This window comes from Paracoccus sp. NSM (assembly GCF_052379855.1).
Taxonomy (GTDB): Bacteria; Pseudomonadota; Alphaproteobacteria; order Rhodobacterales; family Rhodobacteraceae; genus Paracoccus.
The window spans coordinates 1-18,242 of the sequence record NZ_JBQTCG010000011.1 but is presented as its reverse complement, the minus strand read 5'-3'; the positions used below and the strand labels follow the sequence as shown (position 1 = coordinate 18,242).

15 protein-coding genes are annotated in these 18,242 nt (G+C 67.6%); 12 read left to right on the top strand and 3 right to left on the bottom strand.

The window, feature by feature from the left end:
• Positions 1–21 precede the first annotated feature (21 nt).
• Together ACTZWU_RS13780 and ACTZWU_RS13775 are read left to right on the top strand one after the other, a co-directional pair.
• Positions 22–330: a helix-turn-helix transcriptional regulator gene (locus ACTZWU_RS13780; RefSeq protein ID WP_444737937.1), complete on the top strand. Its 309-nt coding sequence runs from the start codon at positions 22–24 to the stop codon at positions 328–330.
• Positions 331–346: 16 nt separating this feature from the next.
• Complete coding sequence (locus tag ACTZWU_RS13775; protein WP_444737936.1) at positions 347–649, top strand: hypothetical protein; 303 nt, start codon at positions 347–349, stop codon at positions 647–649.
• Positions 650–839: 190 nt separating this feature from the next.
• Here ACTZWU_RS13775 and ACTZWU_RS13770 read toward each other — a convergent pair whose 3' ends face one another.
• Complete coding sequence (locus ACTZWU_RS13770; RefSeq protein ID WP_444737935.1) at positions 840–1,016, bottom strand: ribbon-helix-helix protein, CopG family; 177 nt, start codon at positions 1,014–1,016, stop codon at positions 840–842.
• A gap of 103 nt (positions 1,017–1,119) precedes the next feature.
• Here ACTZWU_RS13770 and ACTZWU_RS13765 point away from each other — a divergent pair, with 103 nt between their 5' ends.
• The 5 genes from ACTZWU_RS13765 to ACTZWU_RS13745 all read left to right on the top strand — a co-directional run bounded on the left by ACTZWU_RS13765 (position 1,120) and on the right by ACTZWU_RS13745 (position 6,891).
• The gene (locus ACTZWU_RS13765) at positions 1,120–1,737 is read left to right on the top strand and encodes a hypothetical protein (RefSeq protein WP_444737934.1); all 618 of its coding nucleotides are present in this window, start codon (positions 1,120–1,122) and stop codon (positions 1,735–1,737) included.
• 223 nt (positions 1,738–1,960) lie between these two features.
• Positions 1,961–2,974: a hypothetical protein gene (locus ACTZWU_RS13760; protein ID WP_444737933.1), complete on the top strand. Its 1,014-nt coding sequence runs from the start codon at positions 1,961–1,963 to the stop codon at positions 2,972–2,974.
• A 121-nt stretch (positions 2,975–3,095) separates the two neighbouring features.
• Positions 3,096–3,332, top strand: coding sequence for a hypothetical protein (locus tag ACTZWU_RS13755; protein WP_444737932.1), 237 nt, complete (start codon positions 3,096–3,098; stop codon positions 3,330–3,332).
• Between the two features lie 845 nt (positions 3,333–4,177).
• Positions 4,178–5,371, top strand: coding sequence for an AAA family ATPase (locus ACTZWU_RS13750; RefSeq protein ID WP_444737931.1), 1,194 nt, complete (start codon positions 4,178–4,180; stop codon positions 5,369–5,371).
• Between the two features lie 305 nt (positions 5,372–5,676).
• Positions 5,677–6,891, top strand: coding sequence for an IS256 family transposase (locus ACTZWU_RS13745; RefSeq protein ID WP_444737930.1), 1,215 nt, complete (start codon positions 5,677–5,679; stop codon positions 6,889–6,891).
• A 70-nt stretch (positions 6,892–6,961) separates the two neighbouring features.
• Here the strand turns inward: ACTZWU_RS13745 and ACTZWU_RS13740 are convergent, their stop codons facing one another.
• Positions 6,962–8,545 carry a Mob protein gene (locus ACTZWU_RS13740; protein WP_444737929.1) on the bottom strand — a complete coding sequence of 528 codons (1,584 nt, stop codon included), beginning with the start codon at positions 8,543–8,545 and terminating at the stop codon, positions 6,962–6,964.
• A gap of 738 nt (positions 8,546–9,283) precedes the next feature.
• On the bottom strand, positions 9,284–9,904 hold the full coding sequence (locus ACTZWU_RS13735; protein ID WP_444738000.1) for an SOS response-associated peptidase: 621 nt from the start codon (positions 9,902–9,904) through the stop codon (positions 9,284–9,286).
• Positions 9,905–10,161: 257 nt separating this feature from the next.
• Here ACTZWU_RS13735 and ACTZWU_RS13730 point away from each other — a divergent pair, with 257 nt between their 5' ends.
• From ACTZWU_RS13730 to ACTZWU_RS13710, 5 genes are all read left to right on the top strand, one after another.
• Entirely contained in the window at positions 10,162–10,914 is a 753-nt protein-coding gene (locus ACTZWU_RS13730) for an ImuA family protein (protein ID WP_444737928.1), read from the top strand.
• Positions 10,832–12,364 (top strand): Y-family DNA polymerase, encoded by a 1,533-nt coding sequence (locus tag ACTZWU_RS13725; RefSeq protein WP_444737927.1) that lies wholly within the window; start codon positions 10,832–10,834, stop codon positions 12,362–12,364. The genes ACTZWU_RS13730 and ACTZWU_RS13725 overlap by 83 nt, the downstream gene beginning before the upstream one ends.
• Complete coding sequence (locus ACTZWU_RS13720) at positions 12,361–15,588, top strand: error-prone DNA polymerase (protein ID WP_444737926.1); 3,228 nt, start codon at positions 12,361–12,363, stop codon at positions 15,586–15,588. The genes ACTZWU_RS13725 and ACTZWU_RS13720 overlap by 4 nt, the downstream gene beginning before the upstream one ends.
• A gap of 197 nt (positions 15,589–15,785) precedes the next feature.
• On the top strand, positions 15,786–16,457 hold the full coding sequence (locus ACTZWU_RS13715; protein ID WP_444737925.1) for an SGNH/GDSL hydrolase family protein: 672 nt from the start codon (positions 15,786–15,788) through the stop codon (positions 16,455–16,457).
• Positions 16,458–17,169: 712 nt separating this feature from the next.
• Positions 17,170–18,242, top strand: a 1,073-nt coding sequence (locus ACTZWU_RS13710; RefSeq protein ID WP_444737924.1) for a recombinase family protein, incomplete at its 3' end; no start/stop codon positions are given.

The window sequence follows — 18,242 nt, the reverse complement described above, 5'->3', positions numbered from 1 at the left end:
TGCTGCATGATTATATGCAGTATGCTGCACGATCTTCAAGAGGCAAGAGTGACGCGAGGCGAAAAGACCACAGAGACGGCGCCGATCGTCATGGCCTTTGCCGCCGTGCTGAAGCGGTTGCGCCGGGACGCGGGCTTGTCACAGAGCAGGCTTGCAGAGGCGTCCCGCGTCAGCCTGCGCTACGTGGCTGCGCTCGAGGCCGCCAGCTACCAGCCCAGCATCACCGTGATGCAAAACCTGGCGCGGGTCCTCGGGCTGCCGCTCTCCGAGATGATGAGGCTCGTGGAGCAAGAGCTGGCCGCATTAGAAAACGGGACCTCCCACGCGTGACCACAAAGGGATTGACATGAAGAACCACCTTATCGCGATGATCATCGCCGCTCTTCCGGCATATGCGATGGCCACCACTCTGCCGGCCGGCACCAGCCCCGAGCAGGCACGGCAGGTCCAGGACTGGCAGCTCTACTCGACGGCCTGTCGCGGAGGCTTGATGGACGAGGCGAACCGGGACGACACCTTGGGCTATTGCGGCGTCGCCCGTTATCTCATGTTCCGGCTTGGGCAATCGGGGCTTTGCACCGAGGACGGTCGCGACTGGAGGGCCTGTCCGCCTCAGGGAGAGGATCCTCTCGAAGGCTTCCCGTTCTGAGCCAACCGGCCCTAAGGCGGACGACAGGGTGCTTTGAGAGCACCGCTTCGGCGGCCACTAGGGCCAGGTCTTCAAGGGGTGCGCTTGCGCAAATGCATCATTATGCAAATGCATATTAGAGGCGGGTCCAGTCTGTCGACAGGGACCGAGAGCCCCAGCCGCAGGCTCAATAAGTCATCACACGCTTCATCTAGCGGGCGGTCATTTCCAGCCACTGAACCAATGCCCGCCGGATCATCTCCGGTCGAGACGGCAGATCGGGCTCAAGACGGCGCCGGGCATCAAGAAGTTCGATGACTTCGTTAGGCAGTCTGACGTTGACGGCACTCGTATCAACAGGTGGCCTGCCCCGCCTATTTCCGGTCATGGGTGGTTTCCCCTTGATTTATGATTTAATAGCGCTATATAATCGGGCATGGTCAAGGGTCACTACCCCAAGACCATGCCCTCTTCACCGGCATCCTAGGGAGATGACAATGAATGTGAAAATAGATAGCAGCCGCACCACGGGCATGGAAGATGCGCAACTCGCTTTCACGCACAGCCCCATATCCAAGGCTTTTTCGGCAATGACGCTGCTCCTGGCGGCGCATATCGAGGCCGAGCGGGATCTCGAACATTCCGGCTCGTGGGACATTGCATGTGACGCATGGCTGCGCGACGCAGAGGCTGCCCGCCAAGCGCTGCTCGACGTGCTGGCGCAGGTGATCTCGCTGCACCGGGAACGTGCCGAGGACCGCCCGATGCAGGGAATGGCAATGCTGATCCGCGCCTTGGTTGTCAGCGACAACGGGATGGAAGCCGCGCAGCTTGCGGCCTTTGCCACCGATAGCGAGGCGCTGCTGCGTTCTCACGGCGACACTCCGCTCGCGCGGCGTGTGGACGCGTATCTCGAGACCGCACAGCGGCAGCTGGTCGCCCTGCGCGCGCTGCCTGACTACGCCTGCATGATCGACGGCACCTGCAGCGAAGTGCCGCCCGAAGATTGCGGTGGCGCCCCTGCCACGCCGGATGTCTTCGAGATCCCCGACGACATCCTGTTTCGTGATGTCGCGCGGGAGCCCGCAGCACCGGCACCGGTCTTCTAACACCCGGTTGCGCGCGACGCCGGGACCTCTCCTACGCGCCCCTTAGGCTCCGGGCTCGGCCCGGAGCGAGCCCTGCCGTTCCAGCCCCGATCCGCGGGCATGGTATCGGTTGGAGCCAGCATGATGTCCCGTCGTGTCCAGCCCGGTGATCCCGGGCGAACGCCCCGCGCCCTCACCACCCACACTCTCTTCTTGTCATCGCCCGCCAACGGGAGGCTGCCCCATGCCCGAACGTCCATTTTCCGATAACTCGACAACTGCCGGCCATCCGGACGCGAGCAGCCTGCCCTCGTGCGACCTGCCGCCCTTTCAAGGCCCAATTCGGCCCCACTGGCAAAATGCGGCCCGCGCGAAAGGCTTCGAGATCATCGGCCGCGTGCGGGACCGGTATCATCTGCACCTGCGCTGCGGCGACTGTGCCGGCACGCATGTCACGAAGCTCTTCGTCCTCATGAGCGCCCGCCCGCTCTGTCCGCACTGTCTCGCGGCGCGGCGCCGTGCCACCGCGGAGGCGGCGGGTGTCACCTTTCTGCGCCAGGATCCCGAGGCCAGTCTTTACGGCTTCTACCGCGCCGACTGTGGCCACGTCCTGCGCCGCCAGTTCGAGATCGTTGATCGCGCCGCCCGCGGCGCCACCGGGCTCCGCTGCGGGATCTGTCTGATCCAGCGCGAGGAAGCCGAAGCTCAGCGCTACGGCTGGCAACGCCTCGGACCGGACGAGACGCGGCCCAGCAATTACCGCCTCTACCGCCACGGCTGCGGGCATGTCCAAAGCATCGCCCAAGCCAATATGCTGTGGGGCCAGTGCGACTGCGCCGCCTGCGGGGAGAGCTGGTCATCCCGGCCGAGCTTCATCTACCTTTTCGACATCCGGCTGCCCGCCGACGACGACGCCCCGTCGCGGCGCTACCTCAAGCTGGGCTATAGCGCTCACCCCGTGAAGCGGTATCGCCATCAACTAGGTCTGCCCATCGGCGCCGAGGTCGAGGTGCTGCGAGTCGTGCCGATGCCGACCGGTCATGCCGCTTGCGGCACCGAGAAAGCGGCCCATGCCCGGCTGGTCCGCGCCCATCCCGAGGCGGTCGTGCCCGCCGCGGAGCTGGCCGGTCGAATGAAGCTCAGGAGTGAGATCTACCGCCCTCATCTTCGCGCCGTCATCGAAGCCGAGATAGACCGCATCGCGCGGGATCAGGGGCCGGATCGTGGTGATGCCGTGTCAGCCGACCCGCCCGGCTGAACCTTCGGCGATGCATCATTATGCAATGATATAATTATGCCTTTGCGCAAAGGCCCTGGCCCGCGCCCGATGTCGCGCGGCATGTGTCCCAGTTCCCCGCACCAGCCGATAGAGGTCCGTAATGGCCGATCCTTACGTCATCGACACGCCCCGTGCCGCTCTCGCCACCGCCTGCGATGAGGTGGATGCGCTTGCGGATCTCCTCTGGCTGGTCTTCCTCGCCGGGGAAGGCATGACCACCCGCGACGGCGCCGCCGTCGCCTGGGCGGCGCTGCTTGCCCTCGATCACGTCACTGCCCTGCGGGAGGCGCTGACCGCCCTGGAAGCGGCCGAGGCGCAGGATGGCGCCGATGCATAATGATGCAATTGCGCAAAGGCATCATTGCATAAAGATGCAACCTGGACCCGTCGGGAAAGCCGACCTGTCCGCCGTGCCCGAGGTCTCGGACGACGGGCGCCCCGCTTGCATAAAGATGCAAATATGCACGCGATCCGTCGGCGTGAACGGACACGCCAGATATGATGTTCGCCCGGATCTCGGCCGTCCGGGCCGATATGCAATTGCATATTCCCGGGCGGCACCCCGGGAGCCGACGCCTCATCGACAGGTGCGTGGCATCGGCCCGCGAATGCATATTTGCATAAAGGACGCGGGGTGCCGCGGACTGTCCGCCCGGCGGTGGACTGGTCCGGCACCGGGCGGGGCAGCGCGAGGCGCGACAGGCGGAAACCGTGTCTGTGCTGGCCGGAGCCATTCCCTTCCGGCGGAACCCGACACCGGATGCGGGTCGGGCCCCTTGCGGCAGGCTTGCATAATTGCATCACCCGGGGTGCCGCGGCGGACGATGGCGCCACGCTCAGCCCCGCCTCCACCGGCTTGCGCAATTGCATCTTTGCGCAAGCGCCGCCGGTCCCCGGCGCTCCGATGTCGACGGTCGCCTGACCATACCCTTGCGCATTTGCATAAATGCGCAAGGACCGAGGCCCCGGCATCGGAGCGACATCGCCGCCCGGATCGCCGCGTATGCAATTGCATCATTGAATAATTGCGCAAGCACCGAGGGCGCTCCCTCCACCGTTTCCGCCTGCCCGCACACCTTCCCGCCCCCCTTTCGCCCAGAGACGACACCCGCTTCGTTCTCACAACCCTCCCTCTCCTGCCCCTCGCCCCTCCCGCCCCGCCACCCGCCCAAGGAGCTGCCCATGCCAAACCGCTACCGGATCTTTGCCCGCCCCATCGTCACCTCGCCGGGCATCTCGACTGTTGCGCTGATTCAGCGCCTGGAAGCATACCGACACCGTCTCCGGCTTAAGAGGATGGCACGCGCCGAGACGGACCCCGCCGGCAGCTTCAGCATCGAGGAGATCGGCATGCTCTGCGAACTCGATGCCCTTCTGGACATGCCGCCCGACGACTTTGGGGGCGACGTCCACGCCGATGACTTCGCCCCCGATGCGGGCAACGCGGCCAGCATGCGCCTGCGGGACAGGGCCGCGGGCTGGCTGATCCGGCGCAACGACCTCTATCTTCAGCAAGTGGCGCATCTGAAGACCGAAGAACGGCTGCAGATCGAACAGGCCATCGGACGTGGCCGCGTCTCCGGGATCGTCAGCCAGCATCAGATGCACGAGCGCGTGGCGGCGCTGCACGCCGAAGCCCCGTGGATGTCCCCTGCTGCCACGGCCGTCATGGAAACGATGACCCGCGAGACCGCCCAGGGTCCCGCCCCGCTCCGGATCCCGCCGGTGATCCTCCTCGGGGCGCCGGGCATTGGTAAGACGGAGTGGGCGCAGCGCGTCGCGCAGGCATTCCAAGTTCCGTCCATTACCCTGGATGTCGGTGCTGCCAACGGCGGCGTCTTTGCGCTGAGCGGCGTCGAGAGAGGGTTTTCCAACGCGGCGCCCGGGCGGGTCGTCCGCAGCATCTTGGCAACGCATGTCGTCAATCCTCTGGTCATCATCGACGAGCTCGACCGCGCCTCCGAGCGGACGCAGACGAGCCGCGGCCAGCAGCCCGGCCTCGCCGCGGTGCTCATGAGCTTGGTGGAGCCGTCCTCGGCGCGGAGCTGGACCTGCCCGTTCTACCAACTGCCCTTCGATCTGAGCCGGGTGTCGTGGATCATGACCGCCAACTCCCTGGAGGGCATGCCCGCGCCCCTCATCGACCGCTGCCGCGTCATCGCCTTGCCGGACCCGACGCCCGCGGATCTGGAACTCGCCGCAGCTCGGATGATCGCTCAGAGAACCGCCGATGCGGATCACGCGGACCTGCTCACCACGCTCGTCGCGGAGGTCTTGCGGCAGCGTCGCCGCGCGGGTCGGCGGACGTCGCTGCGGCAACTGTCGAGGATCGTCGCCCGGCTCGAGGTCGCCGGGAGTGCGCCGATGCTGATGTGAACGGTCACGCACAACCTGCTACAGAAAGAGGGGTTCCAAAGGAACTCGGCATGCTTTCCCCCCTTGCTGTATAGACCGTTGCAGCTCGTCTCGCCCGAGTAGGCATTTGCCATCGCAGACACTTGGGCTGCGACGACCCCGGTCGGTCACATAAAAGTCGCGGCCCCAGCCGCCGCAAAGGAGGGCAACGGTCGGAAAGCGGTTCGGAGAGCCGAACGTCATTTCAAAACCCGACGGACGGCGAGAGTGTCCGACCTTCTGTGTATTAGTGATCTGGTCCATGTTTCCTGAGAGGAGCAAGGACGATGACGATTTCGAACGAGTTGCTGGACGAACTGCTGAAGGGCTGCAAGCGGCCTGATGATCTGCTCGGCGAGGCCGGGCTGATGAAGGAACTGAAGATCCGGCTGATGGAACGGATGCTTGGGGCCGAACTGACCGCGCATCTGGGCTACGAGGCCGGTGCCGAGGCCCCGCCGGAACAGTCCAACCGCCGCAACGGGATTTCAATCAAGCGCGTGAAGGGCTCGGATGGTGAGGTCCCGCTGGCGATTCCGCGCGACCGGGACGGCAGTTTCGAGCCTGAGCTGGTGAAGAAGGGCCAGACCCGGATCGACGGGGTGGATGACAAGATCATCGGACTCTATGCCGCCGGTTTGTCGGTGCGCGACATCCAGGCGCATCTCGAGGATCTTTATGGCTTGCGGGTCTCGCCCGACCTGATCAGCCGCGTCACGGATGCTGTTCTGGACGAGGTCCGTGAATGGCAGCACCGGGCGCTGGACCGGATGTATCCGATCGTCATCTTCGACGCGCTGAGGGTCAAGATCCGCGATGCTGACAGCCGGATGGTCAAGAACAAGGCGGTCTACATCGCCCTGGGCGTCACCCGGGACGGGGAGCGCGAGGTCCTCGGGCTCTGGATCGCCGACAACGAAGGCGCCAAGTTCTGGCTGTCGGTAATGAACGAACTGCGCAACCGGGGCGTCCAGGACATCCTGATCGCGGTCGTGGACGGTCTGAAGGGCTTCCCGGAGGCCATCACGGCGTCCTTCCCGGACACCACGGTTCAGACATGCATCGTTCACCTGATCCGGCATTCGATGAACTTCTGCAGCTGGAAGGACCGCAAGGCCGTGGCTGCCGATCTGCGCCCAATCTACCAGGCCCCGACGGCCGAGGGGGCCGCCCGCCAGCTCGACCTGTTCGAGGAAAAATGGGCCGGAAAATACCCCTCCATCGCCCCGGCCTGGCGCCGGGCCTGGGCGGAGGTGATCCCGTTCTTTGCCTTCAGTGAAGCGATCCGGAAAATCATCTACACCACCAACGCCGTGGAATCCCTGAACCGGGTGCTGCGGAAGACGCTGAAGACCAAGGGGTCATTCCCGACCGAGGAGGCCGCGACCAAGCTGATCTTTCTGGCGATCCGCAACTTCGAGAAGGGTGGCCGCGCGGTGCGCGAATGGGTTGCGGCCCGCAATCAGCTGGCCATAATGTTCGCCGGGCGATTCGACGCCTGACCGTATCTGAAAACCGCATGGGCCAAGTCAGATACACAGAGTTTCAGACACTCCCACGGACGGCTCATACCTAGCGCGGCCCCAGATATTCATTGTCGTCTGGCTTGGCAGCCTGACGGCCGCCCGCCTTCAGCATCACGTTCAGAAACCGGTCGAGCAAATGGCGCATCCTTGCCGTCCCTTCGGTGGCCTTCCGGCTGAAGAACCGTCTGACGGCATCCGGGAGCCCCCGAACGCCGGTCTCCTCGGGAGCCGCGATCAACTCGTCATTCTCAAGCGCCGTGATCGTGGCATCCATCGCCTCGACCAACGCGCCAAGCGCATCCTGTTGCTCGATGAGCGCGGCCTGCGCTTGCTCGATCTGTTTTTCCCGGGCATCGAGGGCAGAGCGTTGGCTGGAGACGCTCTCCTTCGCCCTGGCATAGTCACGGCGGAACTCCTCGTCACGCGTAGCCGCTGCCGCTTCCCGCGCCTTCACGGTTGCTTCCCGTTCCGAGAGAACTCGGCCTTGCTGTGCCAAACGGCGCTCCAAGTCGGAAAGGCGTTGTGCCTTTGCCGCCTGCAGGCTGCGGTCGCGTTTGATTTCGTCGCCGACATCAGCAATCAGATTGGCGTTGTGGGTCAGCCGCTGCTTTTCGGCATCATTTGCCTTCCGGTCCTGCGCGATCTGGGCCAGGTCCTGCGCCAACCGCTTCGCCTGCCGCTTTGCCTCGGCGTATTCCTTTGTTGATTTCCTTTCCAGGCGGGGTCCGACCCGAAGCAGCCCGCAGGGCTTTCCGACCGCCTCATAGTAGGCGTCCTGAAGGCTGCGCAGCCCCTCGCTATAGGCGTCCTTCACCTTCGGCTTCCCGCGAAGGCGTCGGGCTTCCTTGAGGTGCAGCTTGTTCTTTGCCTCCCACTCTGCCTGACGGGCGTCGTTGGCCATTTCCACGGAGCGGCACTCGTCTTCCCAACGGGACAGCACCGCCGCGTCTTTCTCATTATTCTTCTTCTGGGTCGTCCGGTTCTTCGAGGGCTTCGACTTCTTGGGCTTCTTCGGACGCGGCAGAAGCTCGGGCTTCGGCAGAGATGCGATCGCGTCGCTGTCATGACCCTCCCGATAACGCGCGGCCGCGGCCTTCCCGGCATGGAGCTTGTTCGCATCCAGCTTGGGATCGCCGCTGTTGATCGCCAGGACGTGCATGTGGACGTGCTTCTCATCCAGATGCATGATCGCCGTGAAGTCCACCCCCGGCGGCATGCGGGCCCTGAAGTCGTCGATCACACGGGCCTGCCAGGCGCGGATGGCGGGGCGGGTGCTATCGCGATCGGCCTCGAACTCTGCCACCGTCATGGGGTGGGAATGGATCTCGGTGTAGAGCGTTGCAGCGTCTTTCCGGAGGCGGCGAGTATAGGTGGTCCCGTTCTTGGCGGATACGGTTTCGGTGATGGCGGCCAGCTTCTCAGCGCGCAGGGCGATGAAGGCGTCAAGTTCCATGACGCCCTCCAGCGCGACCGGCTCCGGGCATTGAGGGTCGGGCACGTGCTGTGAATGGATGGGGTCGCGCCGTGCCTCCCCCATCACCTGGGCCGCGCTGTTGAAGTGGGTCTTGCTGCCAGGAACAGGCGTGGCAGCCTCGGCGTAAGTCTCGACGTGGATGAACTGATAGGCCATGCTGCGAATCTCCGGGTTGCAGGACATGGCCCTCCAAGTATCCGGACTGGGCGAAAAAACCTAAGTTGGAAAATGCACCGGCGGGGTGGAGCAGAGGCATCAGGGCAGACACAGGCCGCAGCCTGTGTCGGGGTGCTGGCGGCTACCTAGAGAGACAGACTGTAGGTAGCTGAAGCTACCCCAGCTGCCCCTTACGCCGGGGGGGCGCTCCGTCACTCATGGAGTGACTGCGCGGATGGCCTTGAGGGCCATCCTTGCACAAGTCGCCCGGGCCTTGGGCCCGGTCGCATAAGTGCCCCGCCCGATGGGGCCGGGTGCTTGGAAAAGGTGCGGCAATGGCCGTGGCGGCCCCTCGGCGAAACAGTCAGCAGTCGCCGCCCGGAACTGCAGTTCCGGCCACCCCGTAGTCGCGATTGCGACCGCCGACGTCCAGCGATGTCAGCGCGACGGCTGTGCCGGTCACCCCGCCGCAAACGCGCCAGGGCCTGACCTGTCCGTGACCCCCCGGGGCGGCCACGGATGTCCGGGCGCGCCAATCTGCGCCCGGTCACCGCCTCTGCCATCACCCGTCGGCGCGGCTGGCGGCGACCTCCGGAGCATCGCGGCCACGCGTTCCGGTCGAGCGGTCGAGAGCGCTACAGCCCAGTTGGATTGCCGGAGGGGGAAGCCCGCCGCTGCCGGGCTGTGGTGCAACACGGGCAACGGCTGCCCGTCGTTCAATCGGCCCGTCGATGGATATCACACCGGCCCCTCGACCAGCGACAATGCCCGATCCGGCAGGGGCCGCTGCAGTTCCTCTGCCCGGATGCCGTCCAGCCAGGCCCGCCATTCCTCGGGGCGGGTCAGGATCACCGGCATGGCCTTGGGATGGATGCGGCCAACCTCGGCACTGGGCGGGCAGGTCAGGAAGGCGTAGAGGTCGTCCACCGTCTCGCCATCCTTGACCTTGCGGAGCGAGGTCCAGCCCCGCGTCTCGATCCCCGCGAAGAACATCGTGGTCTGCGTGTCACTCGGCGCGAACCATTGCACGCCCAGCCCCTTGCCTCGCGGCTCGGAGAAGCTCGTCACCGGCACGAGACAGCGGTTGCCGCGCCCGAGCCAGCGCCGCCAATGCGGCGAGGAAAGGTTGCGCACGTTCGTCACTCCCGGATCGCGGGCGGTCTTCAGGACCGATGGCGGGGAGGGCATGCCCCACCGCGCCTTGACCAGTTCCGGCCCGTCCTCGCCATGGCGGATGATCGGCGCCAGCTGATCGGGATAGACGCTGCCCGGCGCGACATTGCCCGCCCGGTCGGTCAGCCTCTCGACCAGGCGGATCATCGCCTCCTGCGTGGTCGTGACGTTGTAGAGGTTGCAGATCGCCCGGCCCTCCTGCTGCTGCCCCGATCTTCGGCCCGGGCAGCCCCGGGGTCAATGTCCGGGTCGTGGTGCATGGGTCGAACCGGTGGCCACCGGACTTATCCCCCGATTTGAATCGCGCTTTTCCAGAGCCTTGCAGGCGGGGCGGCAAATCGCCCGCCCGGATCGCCTCCGCCGCGGTTGACAGGACGGGGCGGCAAGAACAAAACAGGAACTGCTGGAACACGCCACCCCCGAGTCGCAGGAGACCGTCCCCCATGCCCGCCGCCCGTCCCCCCCTGGCCGACCTGCGCGCCCGGATCGGCGAGATCGACGGATCAGGGTCGCGCCAGCACGGCGTCCTGCCCTTCGGCCTGCCCGCGCTGGACCGGCGGTTGCCGCAGGGCGGGCTGGCGCGCGGGGCGCTGCACGAGGTCGCAGGCGGGGGCCATGGCGCCGTGGATGGCGCAGCGGCGGCTTGCTTCGTGGCGGGCATCGCCGCGCGGAGCCAAGGCCAGGTCCTCTGGTGCGTCAGCCGGGCGGATCTCTTCGCGCCGGGCCTTGCGCAGATGGGCCTGCCGCCCGGGCGGGTCATCCATGTCGAGGCGGGCGACGATGTCTCGGTCCTGGCCGCGATGGAGGAAGGACTGCGCCATGGCGGCCTCGGCGCGGTGGTGGGCGATGTGGCGCGGCTGTCGATGACCGCCTCGCGCCGCCTGCACCTGGCGGCCAAGGGCACGGGCACGATCGGCATCGCGCTCAGGCGCTGGCGCAGGCAGGCCGATGCCAGCGACTTCGGGCAGCCGACGGCGGCGATGACGCGCTGGCGGGTCTCGGAACTGCCCTCGGCGCCGCTGCCTGTGCCGGGGATCGGCCGGGCGCGCTGGCTGGTCGAGCTGATCCGGGCGCGGGCGGGCGAATCCTTCGATCTGGAACTGGAGGCATGCGATGGCACGGGTCATCTCGGTCTTCCTGCCGCTCTGGCCGATCGACCGGCGACAGCGGCAGGCGGGCAGCGCGCCTTCGGCTGAGGGGCCGCTGATCATCGCGGGCCGGGCGGGCAGCAGGCGAGTCGTCACCGCCGCCTGTCCCGCCGCGCAGGACCTGGGCCTGCGCCCCGGTATGGCCGTCGCCCGTGCCCAGGCCTTGATGCCCGATCTGCGGATCGAGCCCGATGATGCGGCGGCGGATGCCCAGACGCTGGAGCGGCTGGCGCTCTGGCTGCTGCAGCGCGTCGCGCCCATCGTCGCGGTCGATCCGCCGGACGGGATCGTCATCGACTCGACCGGCGCCGATCACCTCCATGGCGGCGAGGCCGCGATGCTCGAGGCGCTGGCGGGCAAGCTGGTCCTGTCGGGGATCACCGCGCGGCTGGCCATCGCCGACAGCTGGGGCGCGGCCCATGGGCTGGCACGATGGGGGGCCGAGACCGTCACCATCGTCGCGCCCGGCGGCTCGGACGCGGCCTTGGCACCTTTGCCGCTGGAGGCCCTGCGCCTGCCCGCCGCCATGGCGGCCGGTCTGCGGGTCCTGGGCTTTACGAGCATCGGCGACCTGATCGACCAGCCGCGCGCGCCCTTGACGCGGCGCTTCGGCGATCTGCTCTGCCGCAGACTCGACCAGGCGCGCGGGTTCGTGTTCGAGCCGATCGCGCCCCTGCGCCCCGAAGGCCTGATCGAGATCCGCCGCGCCTTCGCCGAACCCATCGCCGCCCCCGAGACCATCGCCCGCTATATCGGCAAGCTGGTGGTCCGGCTCTGCGAGGCCCTGGCCGCCAAGGGCCTCGGCGCGCGGCGCCTGGACCTGCTCTGCGCGCGCATCGACAACCGCACCGAGACGCTGCGCGTGGGCCTGGCTATCCCGCAGCGCGACCCGGCGCGGCTGACGCGGCTTCTCTGCGATCGGATCGTCACGCTCGATCCCGGTCTCGGGATCGAGATCATGACCCTGACCGCCACCATCGCCGAGCCGCTGGCGCCCCGTCAGGCCAGCACGCTGCTGGACGAGGCCGCGCCGGACCTGTCGGGTCTGATCGACACGCTGTCGAACCGGCTGGGGCCGCGCGCGGTCTTCCGCTTCGCGCCCGTGGCCAGCGAGGTGCCCGAACGCGCCACGATCCGCATCCCGCCCCTGGCGGAGCCCGCGCATGCCTCGCCCGATCTCGGGGCCTGGCCCGATCACTGGCCGCGCCCCGCTCGCCTGCTGCCCCGGCCCGAGCCGATCGAGACGATGGCGCTGCTTCCTGACCACCCGCCCCGCTGGATCCTCTGGCGCGGCATCCGCCGCCATGTGCAATGCGCCGACGGGCCCGAGCGCATCTTCGGCGAGTGGTGGAAGCGCGACGCCGAGGCGCAGGCCGTGCGCGACTATTTCCGCATCGAGGACGAGACCGGCGCGCGCTACTGGATCTTCCGACAGGGCGATGGCGAGGATTGGGCCACCGGATCGCATCGCTGGTTCCTGCACGGGGTGTTCGGATGACGGCGCCCGGCTACATCGAATTGCAGGTGACGACGCAGTTTTCCTTCCTGCGCGGCGCCTCCTCGGCCGAGGAGCTGTTCGCCACCGCCGCCCTGATGGGCATGAAGGCCCTGGCCGTCACCGACCGCAATTCCCTGGCCGGGATCGTGCGCGCCCATCTGGCGGCGAAAGAGACCGGTGTCCGCCTGATCGTCGGCTGCCGATTGGACCTGACCTGCGGCATGTCGCTGCTGGTCTATCCGACCGACCGGTCGGCCTGGTCGCGGCTCTGTCGGCTGCTGTCGGTCGGCAAGGGGCGCGCCGGCAAGGGCAAGTGCCACCTGGAATGGCCGGACGTGGTCGCCGCCTGCGAGGGACTGATCGGCGTGCTGATCCCCGACCGGGCGGATGATCTCTGTGCCCTGCAGCTGCGCCGAATGCGCGAGGCCTTCGGTGATCGCGCTCATCTTGCGCTGACCCTGCGGCGGCGCCCCAACGATCAGCTGCGTCTGCACGAGCTGTCGAACCTTGCCGCCCGCCTGCGCGTGGCGAGTGTGGTCACCAACGACGTGCTCTTCCACACCCCCGACCGCCGCATCCTGCAGGATGTGGTCACCGCGATCCGCCACAACACCACCGTCGACGCCCTGGGCTTTCGCCGCGAGCGTCACGCCGACCGCCACCTGAAGACGCCGATGGAGATGCACCGGCTGTTCGCCCGCTACCCCGAAGCGCTGGCGCGCGCGGCCCGGATCGCGGAGGCCTGCCGCTTCTCGCTCGACGCGCTGGAATACCAGTATCCGGAAGAACGCGACGATCCCACAATGACCGCCCAGGCCACGCTGGAGCGCCTGACCTGGGAGGGCGCGTCTGAGCGCTATCCCGAGGGCATCCCGCCCGGGGTCACCACCAGCCTGCACCACGAGCTGCGCCTGATCGACCGGCTGGACTATGCCCCCTACTTCCTGACCGTGAACAGCATCGTCCGCTTCGCCCGCTCGCGCGGCATCCTCTGCCAGGGCCGGGGATCGGCCGCGAACTCGGCTGTGTGCTTCGTGCTCGGCATCACCTCCATCGATCCCGGCCGCAACGATCTCCTGTTCGAGCGCTTCGTCAGCGAAGAGCGCCGCGAGCCGCCCGACATCGACGTTGACTTCGAGCATGAGCGCCGCGAGGAGGTCATCCAGTGGATCTATCGCACCTATGGCCGCGACCGTGCCGCGCTGACCGCCGTGGTGACCCGCTATCGCAGCAAGGGCGCGCTGCGCGACGTGGGCAAGGCGCTCGGCCTGCCCGAGGACCTGATCCGCACGCTCTCCGGCCAGATCTGGGCCTGGTCCGAAGAGGGCATCACCGATGACGACCTGCGCGCCCTGAACCTCAACCCCGCCGACCACCGCCTGCGTCTGACGCTGGAGTTGGCCGGCCAGTTGCGCGGGACGCCGCGGCATCTCAGCCAGCATCCGGGCGGCTTCGTGCTGACGCATGACCGGCTGGACGACCTGGTGCCCATCGAGCCCGCCGCGATGGAGGATCGGCAGGTCATCGAATGGGACAAGGACGACATCCGGGCGCTGCGGTTCATGAAGGTGGACGTGCTGGCCTTGGGCATGCTGACCTGCATGTCGAAGGGTCTGCAGCTTCTGGCCGATCACAAGGGCATCCGCCACGACCTGGCCTCGATCCCGGCCGAGGATCCCCGCACCTATGCGATGATCCGCAAGGCCGACACGCTCGGCACCTTCCAGATCGAGAGCCGCGCGCAGATGTCGATGCTGCCACGGCTCAGGCCGCGCACCTTCTACGATCTCGTCGTGCAGGTGGCCATCGTGCGCCCCGGCCCGATCCAGGGCGACATGGTCCACCCCTATCTGCGCCGGCGGGCGGGGCGGGAGGCCGTGGACTTCCCCACGCCGGAACTGGAGAAGGTGCTGGGCAAGACGCTCGGCGTGCCACTCTTCCAGGAGCAGGCCATGCGCGTCGCCATCGAATGCGCGGGTTTCACGCCGGGCGAGGCCGACCTGCTGCGCAAATCCATGGCGACCTTCAAGTTCACCGGCGGCGTCTCGAAGTTCCGCGACAAGCTGATCGAGGGCATGGCGGCGCGCGGCTATGACCGCGACTTTGCCGAACGCACCTTCCGCCAGCTGGAGGGCTTCGGCAGCTACGGCTTTCCCGAAAGCCATGCGGCGAGCTTCGCGCTGATCTCCTATGCCTCGGCCTGGCTCAAGTGCTGGCACCCCGACGTCTTCTGCGCGGCGCTCCTGAACAGCCAGCCGATGGGCTTCTACGCCCCCGCCCAGATCGTGCGCGATGCCCGGGATCACGGGGTGGAAGTCCGCCCGGTCTGCATCAACGCCTCACATTGGGACTGCACGCTTGAGCCGCTTGGCGACGGCAGGCGCTTCGCGGTCCGGCTCGGGCTGCGGATGGTCAAGGGGCTGGCCAACAGCCACGCCGCCGCCATCGTGCTGGCCCGCGCCGACGATCCCTTCGCCTCGGTCGAGGATCTGCGCCGCCGTGCGCCGGTGCCGGTGGCGGCGCTGACCCGCATTGCCGAAGCCGACGGCTTCCGCCCCGCCTTGGGCCTCGCCCGCCGCGAGGCGCTCTGGCAGCTGAAGGCCCTGCGCGACGGTGATCTGCCCCTCTTCGCTGCGCCGACGGCCGGGGATGCCGAGCCCGCCGTGACCCTGCGCCCGATGCCTGCGGGCCGCGAGGTGGTCGAGGATTACGGCCATACCGGCCTGTCGCTGCGCCGCCATCCGGTGGCCTTCCTGCGCGAGGACCTGACGCGCCGCCGCATCATTCCCTGCGCCGACGCAATGGCCGTCCGCAACCGCCTGCGCTGCGAGGTTGCGGGCATCGTGCTGGTCCGCCAGCGCCCCGGCTCTGCCAAGGGCGTGATGTTCATCACGCTGGAGGACGAAACCGGCATCGCCAACCTGGTCATCTGGCCCAGGGTCTTCGAGGCCAACCGCCGCACGATCCTCGGGGCCGGCATGATTGCCGCGACGGGCCATATCCAGCGCGAGGGCGAGGTTGTCCATCTGGTCGTCCACCGCATCGCCGACCTCTCGTCGGCCTTGGCCAGCATCGGCCAGCGCGGCGGCACCTTCCCCCTGACCCAAGGCCGTGGCGACGAGTTCCGCGGAAGTGCCGGCACTCCGCCGCCAAGCCCGCGCGACATCTACATCCCCGATCTCAATATCGACAGCGTGAGGGTGAAGGCGAAGGATTTCAGGTAGGCGCCAAGTCAGTCACGCATGGGCGGAGAGCGGTCTGAAGGCGTTGCGTCGTGGCAAATGGGCAATGGCGCCCGCCCTGCAGGCCGCGCGGAAATGGCCGCTTGAATTGCTCAAGCAGGATTAGGCGCGGCAACGCGTCGGCTTGATCGACGCGGACTGTTCGGGCAATGCAGTTCCTCTATCTGACGGAGTGTCCGATGCGCCTGCCGCTTGTCCTCAGCCTGATCCTGCTGCTGTCGGCTTGCGGGGCGATCCCCCGGCAATCGGGCGGGGACATTCTGATGATCGGGGATTCCGTCCTTGCCTGGAACCGGCTGAGCGGCAGGGATGCGGGAAACCGGCTCGAGGATGCGCTTGGCCGCGAGGTCGTCAACCGGGCCGTGCCGGGCGCGCGGCTAGGGGCAGGTCCACTAGCCGCATTCGGCGGGCTCAGCATTCCCGATCAGTTGCACGGGCGCTGGAACTGGGTGGTGATGAATGGCGGCGCAAACGATCTGGCTGCGGTTTGCGGCTGCGGCGACTGCGAGGGCCGGATCGATGCGCTGATTGCCTCGGACGGCGAAGCAGGCGCGATCCCCGATCTGATCGCGAAAGCCCGAGCGGGCGGCGCACAGGTCCTATGGCTGGGCTATCACGAGGCCCCGGCCTCGCGTGCCTTCCGGGGCTGCCGCCCGGCCCTGGTCGAGATCGAGCGTCGTATCGCCCGCCTTGCCGCCGTGCGCGAGGGCGTGCATTTCGTCGACCTTGAGGATGTGCTGGACCCCGCCGCGCCGGGCGTTCTGGCCTCGGACCGAACCCATCCCGGCCCGGAGGGTTCGGCGCTGATCGGGCGCCTCGTCGCGGCCGAGATCGCGCGGCTGTCGCGCTGATCCGGGCGCAGGCGCACCCTGCCGCGGGGCGGCGAGGCTGTCCCGAACCGGAGCGCCGGTCTCGGCCTCGACCGGGGACTCGACCATCGGGCCGCGCATGTTGATGTTCAGGGTAGGACTGGCTGCTACGTCCCGCATCGGCGACACCGCCCACTCAGACTTGCCACGAGTGGCCGGTTTGGTGAAGCTGATGTGGCATAGCTGCGCCCCTGACCGCAGCTAAGGGCCACCTCCGGCCACCGCCGTCTGGCTTTCACGCGACAGCCTCTCGTATTCCGGTCCACCCCGTCGCCTGGTGAGTCCTGAGCTGAACGGCCCCCTCAACATTTTCATACTTTTTCTGAGTTTGTCGGACTAGTGGGAGTGTCATGCGTCGTTTGGAGGTGATTCGCATGATGGAGAGAGGCTTTGAGGCTCGTGTGAGTGAGCGGGTGGCGCGGATCACGCGGTTCGTCTCGGAGAGGCGGCAGGCGCAGCTGCGTTGGCCGGAGCGGATCCACCTGGTGCGGGCCTTCGCGGCGCGGCGGCTGATGGAGGAGGACGCCCTAGCGCGGGAGAGACGACGCGCAGGGCGGGGTCTTGATGCCAGGACGGAGCGTCCCCACCCTCCTCCTCATCCCCTGCTGCTGGAGCTGGCGCGCCTTCTGGGCCGGGCGGCGGCGGAGGCCGACATCCTGACGCAACGCCGCGCATCGCAAGAGGGAGACCCCGCATGAACCGCCCCCTCCGCGCCCTGATCTACGCCCGCTATTCCAGCGACCTGCAATCGGCCAGCTCGACCGAGGACCAGATCCGGGTCTGCCGCCGGCTTTGCGAGGCAGAGGGCTGGACGGTCGTCCAGACGATCGAGGATGCGGCGATCAGCGGCGCCTCGCATCTGCGTCCAGGCTTTCAGCGCCTGCACGAGGCGGCGCGGGACGGGGCCTGCGATGTGATCGTCGCCGAGGCGCTGGACCGGCTGTCGCGGGACCAGGAGCATATGGCGGGCCTCTACAAGCGGCTGGCCTATCACGGGGTCAGGATCGTCACCCGGTCGGAAGGCGAGATCGACGAGATGCGGGTCAGCTTCGGCGGGCTGATGTCGTCGCAATTCCTCAAGCAACTGGCCGAGAAGACGCGGCGGGGCCTCGAAGGCCGGGTGATGGCGGGCAAATCGGGCGGCGGCAATTGCTACGGCTACCGGGTGCGGCGGGGCTTCGACGCGGGGGGCGCGGTGATCACCGGCGAGCGCGACATCGACGATGCCGAGGCCGCCGTGGTGCGCCGGATATTCGCGGATTACGATGCCGGCCTCTCGGCCCGGTCGATCGCGGCGGCGCTGAACGCGGAGGGCGTCGCCCCGCCCCGCAGCGGCGGCAAGGGCTCGGGCAGCTGGGGGTTTTCGACGATCCAGGGCAACTGGCGGCGCGGGACGGGCATCCTAAACAACGAGCTTTATGTCGGGGTGCGGGTCTGGCAGCGGCAGAGCTTCGTGAAGGACCCCGACACGGGCAAGCGGCAGGCGCGGCTGAACCCGCCGGAGATGTGGGTGACGACCGAGGTGCCGGAGCTGCGGATCATCGACGCGGCGCTCTGGGACCGGGTGAAGGCAAGGCAGGCCGGCATCCGCGAGGCGATGAACCCTGCCGGGGTGAATGATCCCCGCCCGCGGCCGGAGCGGGCGCGGCGGCCCGATTACCTGCTGTCGGGCCTGGTGTGCTGCGATTGCTGCGGGTCGGGATACTCGATGATCAACCGGACGCGCCTCGGCTGCAGCGGCGCGCGCAATCGCGGCGCGGCGGTCTG

Coding starts and splice junctions, on each gene's coding strand:
- ACTZWU_RS13780 (WP_444737937.1), top strand. CDS start 22: ATGCTGCACGATCTTCAAGAGGCAAGAGTGACGCGAGGCGAAAAGACC.
- ACTZWU_RS13775 (WP_444737936.1), top strand. CDS start 347: ATGAAGAACCACCTTATCGCGATGATCATCGCCGCTCTTCCGGCATAT.
- ACTZWU_RS13770 (WP_444737935.1), bottom strand. CDS start 1,016: ATGACCGGAAATAGGCGGGGCAGGCCACCTGTTGATACGAGTGCCGTC.
- ACTZWU_RS13765 (WP_444737934.1), top strand. CDS start 1,120: ATGACAATGAATGTGAAAATAGATAGCAGCCGCACCACGGGCATGGAA.
- ACTZWU_RS13760 (WP_444737933.1), top strand. CDS start 1,961: ATGCCCGAACGTCCATTTTCCGATAACTCGACAACTGCCGGCCATCCG.
- ACTZWU_RS13755 (WP_444737932.1), top strand. CDS start 3,096: ATGGCCGATCCTTACGTCATCGACACGCCCCGTGCCGCTCTCGCCACC.
- ACTZWU_RS13750 (WP_444737931.1), top strand. CDS start 4,178: ATGCCAAACCGCTACCGGATCTTTGCCCGCCCCATCGTCACCTCGCCG.
- ACTZWU_RS13745 (WP_444737930.1), top strand. CDS start 5,677: ATGACGATTTCGAACGAGTTGCTGGACGAACTGCTGAAGGGCTGCAAG.
- ACTZWU_RS13740 (WP_444737929.1), bottom strand. CDS start 8,545: ATGGCCTATCAGTTCATCCACGTCGAGACTTACGCCGAGGCTGCCACG.
- ACTZWU_RS13730 (WP_444737928.1), top strand. CDS start 10,162: ATGCCCGCCGCCCGTCCCCCCCTGGCCGACCTGCGCGCCCGGATCGGC.
- ACTZWU_RS13725 (WP_444737927.1), top strand. CDS start 10,832: ATGGCACGGGTCATCTCGGTCTTCCTGCCGCTCTGGCCGATCGACCGG.
- ACTZWU_RS13720 (WP_444737926.1), top strand. CDS start 12,361: ATGACGGCGCCCGGCTACATCGAATTGCAGGTGACGACGCAGTTTTCC.
- ACTZWU_RS13715 (WP_444737925.1), top strand. CDS start 15,786: ATGCGCCTGCCGCTTGTCCTCAGCCTGATCCTGCTGCTGTCGGCTTGC.